The 12,517-nt window shown below is 66.5% G+C and carries 11 protein-coding genes; 8 read left to right on the forward strand and 3 right to left on the reverse strand.

All coding sequences use genetic code 11. From position 1 onward, the window contains the following. Positions 1 to 14: 14 nt before the first annotated feature. Complete coding sequence (gene trxA, locus ACFPPB_RS06850; RefSeq protein ID WP_377325678.1) at positions 15 to 881, reverse strand: thioredoxin; 867 nt, start codon at positions 879 to 881, stop codon at positions 15 to 17. 127 nt (positions 882 to 1,008) lie between these two features. On the opposite strand from trxA, the gene ACFPPB_RS06855 reads away from it, so the two are divergent. From ACFPPB_RS06855 to nadD, 8 genes are all read left to right on the forward strand, one after another. Further along, positions 1,009 to 1,626, forward strand: coding sequence for a paraquat-inducible protein A (locus ACFPPB_RS06855; RefSeq protein WP_377325680.1), 618 nt, complete (start codon positions 1,009 to 1,011; stop codon positions 1,624 to 1,626). Then, on the forward strand, positions 1,623 to 2,264 hold the full coding sequence (locus tag ACFPPB_RS06860; protein ID WP_377325682.1) for a paraquat-inducible protein A: 642 nt from the start codon (positions 1,623 to 1,625) through the stop codon (positions 2,262 to 2,264). Before ACFPPB_RS06855 ends, ACFPPB_RS06860 begins: the two co-directional genes overlap by 4 nt. Continuing rightward, positions 2,257 to 3,954: a PqiB family protein gene (locus ACFPPB_RS06865; RefSeq protein WP_377325684.1), complete on the forward strand. Its 1,698-nt coding sequence runs from the start codon at positions 2,257 to 2,259 to the stop codon at positions 3,952 to 3,954. Before ACFPPB_RS06860 ends, ACFPPB_RS06865 begins: the two co-directional genes overlap by 8 nt. Further along, positions 3,951 to 4,562 (forward strand): PqiC family protein, encoded by a 612-nt coding sequence (locus ACFPPB_RS06870; RefSeq protein WP_377325686.1) that lies wholly within the window; start codon positions 3,951 to 3,953, stop codon positions 4,560 to 4,562. Before ACFPPB_RS06865 ends, ACFPPB_RS06870 begins: the two co-directional genes overlap by 4 nt. Positions 4,563 to 4,662: 100 nt before the next feature. Then, on the forward strand, positions 4,663 to 7,317 hold the full coding sequence (gene leuS / locus ACFPPB_RS06875; RefSeq protein WP_377325688.1) for a leucine--tRNA ligase: 2,655 nt from the start codon (positions 4,663 to 4,665) through the stop codon (positions 7,315 to 7,317). A gap of 5 nt (positions 7,318 to 7,322) precedes the next feature. Then, positions 7,323 to 7,871 (forward strand): LPS-assembly lipoprotein LptE, encoded by a 549-nt coding sequence (locus tag ACFPPB_RS06880; protein ID WP_377325690.1) that lies wholly within the window; start codon positions 7,323 to 7,325, stop codon positions 7,869 to 7,871. After that, entirely contained in the window at positions 7,871 to 8,881 is a 1,011-nt protein-coding gene (holA, locus tag ACFPPB_RS06885; protein ID WP_377325692.1) for a DNA polymerase III subunit delta, read from the forward strand. The genes ACFPPB_RS06880 and holA overlap by 1 nt, the downstream gene beginning before the upstream one ends. After that, positions 8,878 to 9,516, forward strand: a complete 639-nt coding sequence (gene nadD, locus ACFPPB_RS06890) for a nicotinate-nucleotide adenylyltransferase (RefSeq protein ID WP_377325694.1) — start codon at positions 8,878 to 8,880, stop codon at positions 9,514 to 9,516. Before holA ends, nadD begins: the two co-directional genes overlap by 4 nt. 13 nt (positions 9,517 to 9,529) lie before the next feature. Here nadD and ACFPPB_RS06895 read toward each other — a convergent pair whose 3' ends face one another. Continuing rightward, positions 9,530 to 11,401, reverse strand: coding sequence for a 3'-5' exonuclease (locus ACFPPB_RS06895; protein ID WP_377325696.1), 1,872 nt, complete (start codon positions 11,399 to 11,401; stop codon positions 9,530 to 9,532). 75 nt (positions 11,402 to 11,476) lie between these two features. Beyond that, positions 11,477 to 12,400 (reverse strand): oxygenase MpaB family protein, encoded by a 924-nt coding sequence (locus ACFPPB_RS06900; RefSeq protein ID WP_377325698.1) that lies wholly within the window; start codon positions 12,398 to 12,400, stop codon positions 11,477 to 11,479. Positions 12,401 to 12,517: the final 117 nt, after the last annotated feature.

Raw genomic sequence — 12,517 nt, forward strand, 5'->3', positions numbered from 1 at the left:
AGCAGTGGCGGTGCTCAGAACAGCAGCGACGCCATCCTGCGCCGATAACGGCTGACCAGTTCGGCGTCGTCGAGCGTGGCGAATGCGGCGAGCAGGCGCTTCCTGGCCTGGCCGTCATTCCAGTCGCGGGCTTTCTGCAGAATGAGGAGGAACTGCTCCAGGCCGGCTTCGGCATCGCCTTCCAGCAGCAGCCGCACGCCCAACTGATCACGCGCTGCCCAGTCGCCGGTGTCGGCCTGCAAGCGTTGCAGCAATTCGGCCCGTGTAGGCGCACCTTTCAGCGCATGGGCCAGGTCCAGTTCGCTGCGCAGGCGCACGGCACGCGCATCGATGGCGAGGTTGGCGGGCAGTGCGGTCAAGGCAGCCTCGGCCGCGTCGGTCTGGCCGGCACGCATCAGTGCCTGGGCCAGTTCGAGTTTCAGTTCGGCCTTGTCAGGCTCGGCGGAGATCGCCTGCTGCAGCCGGGTCAGGGCCTGGTCCGGAGTTTCCGGCGCAGCTTCTTCCTCGACGGCCTGTTCGATCGCTTCCAGCGGTTGCACGTGACGCGACAGGAATTCGCGCAGCTGGCCTTCCGGCAACGCACCGGCGAAACCGTCGAGCACCTGGCCGTCCTTCACCAGCACCACCGTGGGTATGCTGCGGATGCCGAACATGCCGGCCAGTTCCTGCTGCTTGTCCACGTCGACCTTGCCGAGCCGGAACGCACCGTTGTATTCGGCGGCGAGCTTTTCCAGCATGGGGCCGAGCGTCTTGCACGGCTCGCACCAGATCGCCCAGAAATCCACCAGCACGGGTGTGGTCAGGGAAGCCTGCAATACCTCGGCTTCGAAGGTCTGCTGATCGACGTCGAAGACATGGTTGGTGAGGGCAGCATCGGTCACGGAAAACTCCAGCTCGGCGGATGCCGTTCAGATCGGGGCATCGCGCAGCATATCAAGCCGTTTACCGCGTTCACCTCAGATTTGCGAGAATCCACGCATCGTCACGCCAGAGCAAGGCATCGGGTGCATGAGCACGGCCTCACCAGGAACGCTGTTGATCTGCGAGCACTGCGACACGGTTTACCGTCGCCGCACGCTGCAGCGTGGTGAAGTGGCGCGCTGCGCATGCTGCCTGGCGGAACTGGAGCGGCACCAGCCGCTGGGCGTGAACGCACTGCTGGCGCTGGTGTTTACCGCGATGATCGTGTTCGTGCAGGCGAACATGTGGCCCATCGTCACGCTGGGACTGAACGGACAGTACAGCGGCACCACGCTGTGGGGCATGATCATCGCGATGTGGCAGCAGCAGGCGCAGGTGGTGTCGGTGCTGGCTGCGGTCACATTGTTCTTTTTCCCGCTGACCAAGATGCTGGTGCTCGGCTGGCTGCTCTGGTTTGCCCGCAGCGGCCGGCGTGCGCCGGGTTTCGTGCGGCTGATGGTCCTGCTGCACCACGTCGGGCCGTGGACGATGAGCGAGGTGTTCGTGCTCGGTGCGCTGGTGGCCATCGTCAAGGCACACAACTATTTCGACGTGGTGGCGGATCCGGGCATTTATGCCTACGCCGCGCTGACCTTGCTGATCACCGTCTTCGCCGGCGTCGACTTGCGCCGGTTGTGGGAACTCACGCGGGAGGATCCGGCATGAGCGCGTTTCCGCGCGCTGCGGAACTCGGCTTGATCGGCTGCCACGTGTGCGGCCTGGCCTGCCGAAGCGGGCCGGGCGATGAGTGCCTCGCTGGCGGGCACGTGGTTTGCCCGCGTTGCGGCTCGGCGCTGCACCGGCGCAAACCGAACAGTTTTGCGCGCACATGGGCATTGCTGATCGCCGGGTTCCTGCTTTACATCCCGGCCAATGTGCTGCCGATCATGCGTACGGCCAGCTTGAACGATATCGACGACAACACCATCATCAGCGGCGTGGTCGAGTTGTGGGTCAAGGGTTCGCCGGATCTGGCGGTCATCGTGTTCACCGCCAGCATCGTGGTGCCGATGCTGAAATTCCTTTCGATGGGCACGCTGTTGCTGAGCAGCCAGCGCGGCAGTGGCTGGGCTCGGCCGCAGCGGGCCAGGCTCTACCGGCTGGTCGAGTTCATCGGCTACTGGTCGATGCTGGATGTGTTCGTGGTGGCGCTGCTGACGGCACTGGTGCGCTTCGGCCTGTTGAGCCTGGTCGAACCGCTGCCCGGCGTGATCTTTTTCGGCCTGACCGTGGTGCTGACCATGCTGGCCTCGATGAGTTTCGACCCCCGGTTGATCTGGGATGGCAGGGATACGGATGACTGACGACAGCCACACTGAGCCGGGCTCCCCGAACGACGCCGAGCTGCCGCGACCGGTGGTGAAGCGCCGCCGCTTCAATGCCTCGCTGATCTGGCTGGTGCCGGCGCTGGCCGCTCTGGTGGGTCTCTCGCTCGTGGTCCATTACTGGCTGCAGGCCGGCCCGCAGATCAGCATCAGCTTCCAGAGTGCCGAAGGCCTGGATGCGGGCAAGACGCCGGTGAAGTACAAGAACGTGGTGATCGGCAAGGTGCAGAAAATCCGCCTCAGCGCCGATCACAAGCGTGTGCAGGTCACCGTGGCGCTGGAGAAGAGCGCCGAGAGTTTCGCCACCGAAGGCACTCGCTATTGGGTGGTGCGGCCGCGCATCGGGCTGGGTGGCGTATCCGGCATCGACACCTTGTTGTCCGGTTCCTTCATCGGCGCGGACGTGGGCGACTCCTCGACGCCGCAGGAGGACTTCAAGGGGCTGGAGACGCCGCCGTCGGTGAATCACGGCGCGCCGGGCCGCAGCTATGTGCTGCACACCGACGACCTCGGTTCGCTGGATATCGGCTCGCCGGTTTATTACCGGCGCATCCAGGTCGGCCGGGTGGTGTCCTACGAACTGGACAAGGACGGCAAGGGCATCTCGATAGGCATTTTCGTGGACGGCCCCAACGATCGGTTCGTCACCACATCCACCCGCTTCTGGAACGCCAGCGGTATCGATCTGTCGCTCGGAGCCGGTGGTCTGAAGGTCAACACGCAGTCGCTGGCCTCGGTGCTGGCCGGCGGCATCGCCTTTCTCGATCCGCGCGGCCCCCACGACAGCACGCCGGCAGCCGAGCTGACGTCGTACCAGCTGTTTGCCGACCAGGCTACGGCGATGGCGCCGCCCGATGGCGAGCCGCATTATTTCCGCATGCGTTTCGAGCAGTCGGTGCGCGGGATGGCGGTGGATGCGCCCGTGGAGTTTCTCGGCATCAACATCGGCAAGGTGGTGTCGGTCAATCTCGATTACGACGAAAAGACCCAGCGCTTCCCGGTGGTCGTGGGCGCGGTGGTGTATCCGCAGCGCCTCGGCAAGGCCTACGACAAGCTGGTGGCGCTGGCCAAGGCGCGCGGCGAGAATCCCGACCTGTCGCAACTGCTGGGGCGCATGGTCGAACACGGCTTGCGCGCTCAGGCGCGCACCGGCAACCTGCTGACCGGCCAGTTGTACGTGGCGCTGGATTTCGTGCCGCATGCGGCACCGGTGGCGTTCGATCCCAACGCCAAACCGCTGCTGATGCCCACCGTTCCGGGCAGCTTCGACAAGCTGCAGGAGCAGATGGCCAGCATCGTCGACAAGCTCGACAAGATTCCGTTCGACAGCATAGGCAGGAATCTGGACCAGACCCTGGCCGGGCTCGACGCCACGCTGAAGCAGGTCAACGGCCAGACCTTGCCGGCATTCAACGACACTTTGAAAGGCGTGCAGAAAACCATGGGCACAGCCAGCGATGCGCTGTCCAGCGACTCGCCGCTGCAGCAGAACCTGGGCACCACGCTGGAGCAGATGCAGCGCATGGCGCGTTCGCTGCGGGTGCTCACCGATTATCTGGGCGAACATCCGGAGGCATTGATCCGCGGCCGCCGGCCCGATGACAAGCCCGCCACCACTGCCGCACCGCCGGCAGCGGCTGCCAGACCGCCACAAGGGAGCCAGCCATGATCCGTATCGCCATGCGCCTGCTGGGCACGGGAGCCGCGCTGGCGCTGGCTGCCTGCGCATCGGCACCGCTGCATTACTACACATTGGTTGCACCGGCAGCCGACACGCCGGTGAGTTCAGCGCCGCCGTCGTTGCCGTTCGAATTGCTGCCGGTCGGCGTGCCGGCGCAGGTCGACCAGCCGCAACTCGTGGTGCGCGAAGGCGGGCAGGGCGTGGCCCTGCTCGACAGCGAGCGCTGGATCGCGCCGCTCAACGACGAGGTGCGCAGCGCGCTGTCGGCGGATCTGGCGCGCGAGCTGCACAGCCAGGATGTCAGTGGCTTGCCCGGCAACGACAAGCCATTGCTGAGGATCAAACTGGATCTGCGCCGGTTCGACTCGCAGCCGGGCAGTTACGCGCTGATCGAGGGGGCGTGGAGCGTGCGGCTGTTGCGCGGGCAGCACCCTGCTGCGCTGGCCTGCACCAGCCGGGTCACTGAAACAGTCGGGCCGGGTTACGACGCGCTGGTGCAGGGGCACCAGCGCGCGATCGGCGCGTTGGCGGCGCAGATCGCCGCGGCGGCACGCCTGCTCGGCACTGGCCAGACGCCCCTCTGCCCGGCCGGCTGAAGGCCTCGCGCTTGGCGCCCGGCTCGTGCTGGGCTAGTCTGACCAGTTCGCCGCAGTCGGCTTCGCCGGCCTGCACCAACCGCATTACGGCACCGGAATCATGCAGGACATTCATCAGGACTCGAACTCTCCCGATCAGGGCAGCACGCCGGAGGGCTACGCGCCGCAGGCGGTGGAGGCCGCTGCGCAGCTGTACTGGAACGCGCGGCACGCGTACGAGGTGAAGGAGGACAACTCGCGGCCGAAGTTCTTCTGCCTGTCGATGCTGCCCTACCCATCGGGCGCGCTGCACATGGGGCACGTGCGCAACTACACGATCGGCGACGTGATCAGCCGCTACCAGCGCATGCAGGGCAAGAACGTGCTGCAGCCGATGGGCTGGGATGCGTTCGGCCTGCCCGCCGAGAACGCGGCGATCAAGAACCAGACCGCACCGGCGAAATGGACCTACGCCAATATCGACCACATGCGCAGCCAGCTGAAGTCGCTGGGCTATGCGATCGACTGGTCGCGCGAGTTCGCCACCTGCCGCCCGGACTATTACCGCTGGGAACAGCTGATGTTCACCCGCCTGCTGAAGAAAGGCATGGCGTACCGCAAGAACGCGGTGGTGAACTGGGATCCGATCGACCAGACCGTGCTGGCCAACGAGCAGGTCGTCGACGGTCGCGGCTGGCGCTCCGGCGCGGTGGTGGAAAAACGCGAGATTCCGCAGTGGTTCCTGCGGATTACCGACTACGCGCAGGAATTGCTGGACGGGCTGGACACGCTGCCGCGCTGGCCCGACGCGGTCAAGACCATGCAGCGCAACTGGCTGGGCCGCAGCGAGGGGCTGGACATCCATTTCGTCGTGGAGGGCGAGGCCGAGCCGCTGACGGTATTCACCACCCGTCCGGACACGCTGATGGGTGTCACTTTCGTCTCGATCGCCGGCGAGCATCCTCTGGCGGTCAAGGCGGCGCAGGGTAATGCGAGGCTGGCTGCCTTCCTCGATGAGCTGAAGCATGGTGGCGTCTCCGAGGCCGAGCTGGAGACGCAGGAAAAGCGCGGCATGGCTACCGGCCTGTTCGCGGTGCATCCGGTCAGTGGCGAAAAAGTGCCGGTGTGGGTCGCCAACTTCGTGCTGATGGGCTATGGCACCGGCGCGGTGATGGCGGTGCCGGGGCACGATCAGCGCGATTTCGAGTTCGCGCACAAGTACGGTTTGCCGATCAAGCAGGTGATCGCGGTCGCCGGTGCGGACGCCGACTACGATCCGAACCAGTGGAAGGACTGGTACTCCGACAAGACCCGCGCCGACATGCGCGTGGTGAATTCCGGGGAACTGGACGGCAAGACGTATCGCGAGGCATTCGAGTTTCTGGCCGCGAAGCTCGAGGGCGACGACAAGGGCCTGCGCCGCGTGAACTGGCGTCTGCGCGACTGGGGCGTCAGCCGCCAGCGTTACTGGGGTTGCCCGATTCCCGTCATCTACTGCCCCAAGTGCGATGCGGTGCCTGTGCCGGAAGACCAATTGCCGGTGGTGCTGCCCGAGGACGTGGCCTTCAGCGGCGTGCAGTCGCCGATCAAGGCCGACCCGGAATGGCGCAAGTGCGTGTGTCCGCAATGCGGCGGCCCGGCCGAGCGCGAGACCGACACCTTCGACACCTTCATGGAGTCGAGCTGGTACTACGCGCGCTACACCAGCCCCGGCGCGAACGCGCAGATCGACGAGCGGGCGAACTACTGGCTGCCGGTCGACCAGTACATCGGCGGCATCGAGCACGCGATCATGCACCTGCTGTACTTCCGCTTCTATCACAAGCTGCTGCGTGATGCGGGCATGGTGCATTCGGACGAGCCGGCGCAGAACCTGCTGTGCCAGGGCATGGTGATTGCCGAGACGTTCTATCGCGACAACGCGGACGGCTCGAAGGACTGGATCAATCCCTCGGCGGTCGAGATCCTGCGCGACGACAAGGCGCGTGTGATCGGCGCCACGCTCAAGGCGGACGGCCAGCCGGTGCATATCGGCGGCACCGAGAAGATGTCCAAGTCGAAGAACAACGGCATCGACCCGCAGACCATGGTGGACAAATACGGCGCCGACACGGTGCGGCTGTTCTCCATGTTCGCCGCGCCGCCGGAGCAGTCGCTGGAATGGAGCGAGGCAGGTGTCGAAGGCATGGCGCGCTTCCTCAAGCGCCTGTGGCGCGAAGTCACCGCGCACGCCGCGAGCCCGGATCACCCGGTCACCGACCCGGCGGCGCTGGATGCGGGTCAGAAGACGTTGCGCCGCCAACTGCACGAGACGATCCAGAAGGTCGGCGACGATTTCGGCCGGCGCCATGCGTTCAACACCGCGATCGCCGCGCTGATGGAATTGCTCAACGCGCTGAGCAAATTCGGCGATCAGAGCGAGCAGGGTCGCGCGGTGCGCCATGAGGCACTGGAAGCGATGGTGCTGCTGCTCAATCCGGTGGTTCCGCACATCAGCCATGCGTTGTGGCAGGTGCTTGGCCATGCCGAGACGGTGCTGGAGGACCAGCCATGGCCCGTGGCCGATCCGGCCGCGCTGGTGCGCGACAGCATCACCCTTGCGGTGCAGATCAACGGCAAGTTGCGCGCTACCATCGAACTGGCCGCGAATGCCTCGAAGGAAGAGGCCGAGGCTGCGGCGCGTGCGCAGCCGCAGGTGGCGCATTTCCTCGAAGGCATGAGTGTGCGCAAGGTCATCGTGGTTCCCGGCAAGATCGTCAACATCGTCGCAGGATGAAATCCATGAGCTTCATGAAAGCGCGTCGCCTGTTCCAAGCCTCATTGCTGCTGGTCGCGGCGCTCGCACTGAGCGCCTGCGGCTTTCACCTGCGCCGGAACGCGAGCCTGCCGCCGCAGATGCAGCGGGTGCATCTCACCGTGAGCGGCGGCGGCGAGTTCCAGCGCCGTCTGACGCGCGCGCTGGAAACCTCCGGGGTCACGGTCGAGGACGACGCCGGTCCCGGCATCGCCGAACTGCGCGTGCCGGTGGCGGCGTTCAGCACCGATACGCTGAGTGCCGGCGGCTATGTGCGCATCACCGAATACGCCGTGCACTACCAGGTGCAGTTCGACGTGGCCGACGCCGAGGGCCGCACGCTGGTGCCGCATCAGCGCATCGACATGTCGCGCGAATACAGCTACGACGCCACCAACACCGTCGGCAACGCGTCGCAGGTGCAGGAGATCCAGCGCAGCCTCAACGACGACATGGTGCAGGCGATCCTGTTCCGCCTGCAGGCCGCCAGCAAGCACGAGCTGGCCGCACCGGCGACCGCCTCCAGCGCGCACTGATGCCGCTCAGTTCCGGCCAGTGGCAGAAGGCGTTGGCGGCAGACAGCCTGCAGTCGGCATACCTGCTCGCCGGCGAACAGCTGCTGGTGCTGGAAGCGGCCGATGCGTTGCGCGCGCAGGCCCGGAAGCTGGGCTACAGCGAACGCGAAGTGCTCGACGTCGGCCAGCATTTCGACTGGAACGACCTGGCCCGCGCGGCTGCCGGCATGTCGCTGTTCGCCACCCGCCGGCTGATCGACTTGCGCCTGCCCACCGGCCGCCCCGGCACCGAGGGCGCCAAGGCGATCAATGCGTTCTGTGCCGACCCGCCGCCGGATGTCACCTTGCTGATCACCGCGATGGAGTGGAGCAGCAAGCACGACGGCGCGTGGAGCAAGAAGCTCGACGCCAGCGGCACGATGGTGGTGTTCAACTCGCCGCGGCCGGATCAGTGGGGCGCGTGGATCACGGCGCGACTGGCGACGCGCGGCCTGTCCGCCACGCCCGACGCGGCCGCGTTGCTGGCCGAACGCGTCGAAGGCAACCTGCTCGCCGCCGCGCAGGAAATCGACAAGCTTGCCGTGTTGCACGGGCAAGGTCGCATCGATGCGGCGGAGATGGAAAACCTGGTCGCCGACAGCGCCCGCTACGACGTGTTCAAGCTCACCGATGCCGCGTTCGTCGGCGATGGCGCGCGTGCGCTGCGCATTCTGGCCGGGCTGCGTTCCGAAGGTGACGAACTGCTGGCGCTGATGGGCTGGCTGGTCAACCAATTGCAACTGGCACTGCGCCTGGCCAATGCCCACGATCTGGCCGCGCAGATCCGCGCCGAGCACCTGTGGCAGGCGCGCGAACAATTGTTCCGTCAGGCGCTGCGCCGCGCGCCGCGCGAACACTGGCTGCAATGCCTCGCCCGCGCTTCGCGCATCGACCGCATGGTCAAGGGTCGCGAGCAGGGCAATCCATGGCAGGAGGCCGAGCGGCTGATCGCCGCGATCGCCGAACCGCGCGCTGCCAAGGCGCTGGCGTGAAACCGCTGGCGATTTTCGGGGGCACCTTCGATCCGGTGCACCTGGGTCATTTGAGCGTGGCGTGGGAAGCGTCCGAGCTGCTCGACGCCGACGTGCGCCTGATGCCGGCCAGCGTGCCGCCGCATCGGCCAGCACCGACTGCCTCGGCAGCGCAGCGCGTGGCAATGCTGCGTGCCGCGCTGCAAGGCCAGTCGCGCCTCACGCTGGACACGCGCGAACTGGAACGCGCCGGCCCGTCGTACACGATCGACACCTTGATCGAATTGCGGGCAGAGCAGGGCGCGCGCCCGCTGGTGTTGCTGATCGGCGCCGATGCGTTCGCCGGCTTGCCCGGCTGGCATCGCTGGCGCGAGCTGTTCGATCTGGCGCATATCGGCATTCTGAGCCGGCCCGGCGTGGGGGTCGTGTTGCCCGATGAGCTGCAGCGCGAGATCGCCGATCGCCGCGTCGACACGGCGGCCGCGTTGTGCGAGGTCGCCGCCGGCAACGTGATCGACCTGGCGGTCACGCCGCTGGAAATCTCCGCCACCCGTATCCGCGAGCTGCTCGCCAGCGGACGCGAGCCGCGTTACCTGTTGCCCGCGGGGTTGTTCGACGACTTCGACTTGCTGTCGCCGTATCGCTCGCGCAGATAGCCGCGCAACCGTATCAGGCGCGACCCTCCAGTTGCTCCTGCACCTCGTTGATCGAATCGCGGATGCGCTTGCTGAAGACCGAGTCGTCGTGGTGGATAAGCAGCAGGTGTTCGGTGGCGCGGGTCATCGCGACGTAGAGCAGGCGCGCCTCGTCGGCCTCGCTCTGCCCGGGTTTGGGCAGCGAGCCCAGGCCCGGGATGATCACGAACGGAAATTCCAGGCCCTTGCTGGAATGCATGGTGACCAGCTTGACGCTGTCCTCGACCACGAACAAGGTGTGCTTGCCGGTACCGTCGGCAAGCCGGCTGGGGATGCCGATGCGCTGCAGGGCCTCGTGCAGCCTCTCGCCCTCCCACTGGTTGCGGAACAGCACGGCCATGTCGGAATACGGCCGGCCATGCGCGTGCTCGTCGCGCAGCCGTGCGATCAGTACATCGAGCTGCGCGGCGGCGGTGTCGGTGCGCAAGAGTTCGGGCAGCGCGCCGCGGCGGCCGGCGCTTTGCGGCGCGATCAACGGCACGCCATCGTCATCGTCGCCGCGCGATTCGAGCAGTTCCTGGGCGAAGCCGCGCGCGACCGAGAGGATTTCCAGCGTGTTGCGGTAATTGAGCTTGAGAATGGTGGTGCGGCCCTGCGCCTGCACGCCCAGGCTCTTCCAGCTGATCTTGCGGCGGTCGGCCTGGCCGTAGATGTTCTGCGCGTCGTCGTACAGCACCAGCAGCGAGTTGGTGGCCGGATCGATCATCTGCACGATCAGCTTGTACCAGTCCGGCTCGAAGTCGTGGCCTTCGTCGATCAGCACGGCGCCATACTGGAAACGCGGAATCTGGCCGCTATCCACGCCGGCGATCACCGCGGGCGGCAACGCTTCGAAGAACGCCTTGTCTTTGCCGGACGGCAGCGGCACGTGGTACGCCACCAGCATCTTGCGGCACCACTTGTGGAAGTTGTAGACCTGCACCTTCTCGCTGAGGCCGCGCTCGCCGATCAGCTGTTCAAGCCGCGCGGCCAGCGTCTTGTTGTAGCAGAGCACCAGAATGGGTTTCCCCAGCTCGCGCGCCAGCTGCATCGCGCGGAAGCCGAGGATCATCGTCTTGCCGGAGCCGGCGACGCCGTGGATGATCCGGTGCTCGTCGCCGAGCGAACGCGCCAGTTGCTCCTGCTGCGAGTCCATCACCTTGACCAGGTCGGGAATCTCCAGCGGACGCACCGCCGCGGCGGTGGGACCGAACAAGCCGAACTGGCCGCTGCCGGGCTCGACCCGCAGCTCGGGAAACAGGTGCCAGCGCACGCGGTCGATCTGCGGCAGCGTCAGCGTCACCGGGAACACCTGCGGGAACATCGCCCACAGCCGTTCCTGGAACGCCTCGGCGTCCACCGTCTCGTACAGTTCGTCGCGACAGATCACCAGGTGCTCGGGCAGCACTTCGCCCAGCGCGCCTTCGTCGAACTGTCTGCGGGTGATGTTGGCCAGCACTACGCCCCAGGCCCACGGCATGATCAGCTTGCCGGCGTAGCGGCTGCCTCGCGGGTGGCGCAGCGCCGGATCGCGTTCCAGCACCACGCCGATTTCCAGCGCGTAGGCGCGTGCCTGCAGCAGCGGGTTGTTTTCCTTGACCAGGCCGCGATCGGTGACCAGGGTGAACTGGGTGCTGTCGGCGTGGCGGATGGTATCGGCCTTCCAGTCCTTCACCTCCAGCACCAGCAGGCCTCGGCGCGGATGGAACACCACGAAGTCCGGATGGCGCTGCTTCAGCCCGACCGGCACGTCGTACCACAGCAGGTAGTCGTCCTCGAGTTTCTGCTCCAGCCGCTCGGAAACGCGCTTCTCGCCGCCGGTCATGCGCGGCAGGCAGCTGTTGCGGGTCGGAATGAGTGTTGCCACGAAAGTCCTTGGCTGACGCTGTCGCATGACGTTAGCCGATGGGACGAAGCTGTCAATGCCGCTGGACGGCGGCGATCAGGCCCAGTGCTGCAACCGCTCCGCCGGCACGCCCACGCGCCGGCAGGCGCGGCTGGCGATGCCGTCCTTCAGTGCGGTGCGAAAGACCGGAGCGACTGTCCACAGCGCGTGGGCCGCCAGTCGCGCCTGGCGTTGTTGCCGCGGGGTGCGGCCGAGTCGCCCGGTCGCCCAGTCCGGCAGCAGGGCGGCGCCGGCATGCAGGAACAGATCGCGCGACAAGCCGGCTGCCGGCACCGGCAGACGCACTTGCGACAGCAGTTCGAGCACCACGCGCGAACGTTCGGTGCAGGCCAGTTCGGGCTGGATGCGCTGAAAGTAGGCGTTGACGGCCTGCTCCGAGGCGGGCACCGCGTGGGCGCCCAGCGCTTCGGCAATCCGCCGCGCTTCGTCGTAGTAGCGATCGGCCGCATTTGCCGGAAGGGCTACATGGCTGTAGCGGCGATAACCCTGCAGGAAACTGTACGCTTCGGTGACGTGTACCCAGGTCAGCAGTGCGGAATCGTTCGCGGCATACGGACGTCCATCCTCACCATGGCCGGTGATGTGCGCGTGGATCTGCCGCACGTGTTCGATCAGCGCCTCGGCCTGCGCGCGGGGTGCGTAGGTGGTGCCGCCCACGAACGCGGTGGTGCGGCGCAGGCGCCCGAGCAGGTCGCCGCGGAAATTGGAGTGATCCCACACGCCGGCCAGCGCCAGCGGATGCAGCGTCTGCAGGGTCAGTGCGGCCAGGCCGCCGGCAAGCATGCCGGGGAAATCCGAGTGCACGCGCCAGGTCGCGCTGTCCGGCCCGAACAGGCCCGGGTCGCCGTGCGGATGGTCGTAGTCGAGGCTGCCGGTGTCGGCGCGCGGAAAGGCGTTGAGGACCCAGCGACGGATCGGCTCACGGGCGGGACGGGTCAGCAGATCGAGGGGAGAAAGCATGCCGGCAGTCTATCGTCAGTGCGGGGGGAGTTTGATCTGGACGTCCGTTGTGTTATCTATGTCGCCATGCATTCCGCCACCGCCCGCCTGTATTTCTGGTTTTACGGCTATCCGAAG

Origin of the sequence: Rhodanobacter terrae (genome assembly GCF_042657005.1) — a bacterium.
Classification (GTDB): domain Bacteria; phylum Pseudomonadota; class Gammaproteobacteria; order Xanthomonadales; family Rhodanobacteraceae; genus Rhodanobacter; species Rhodanobacter terrae.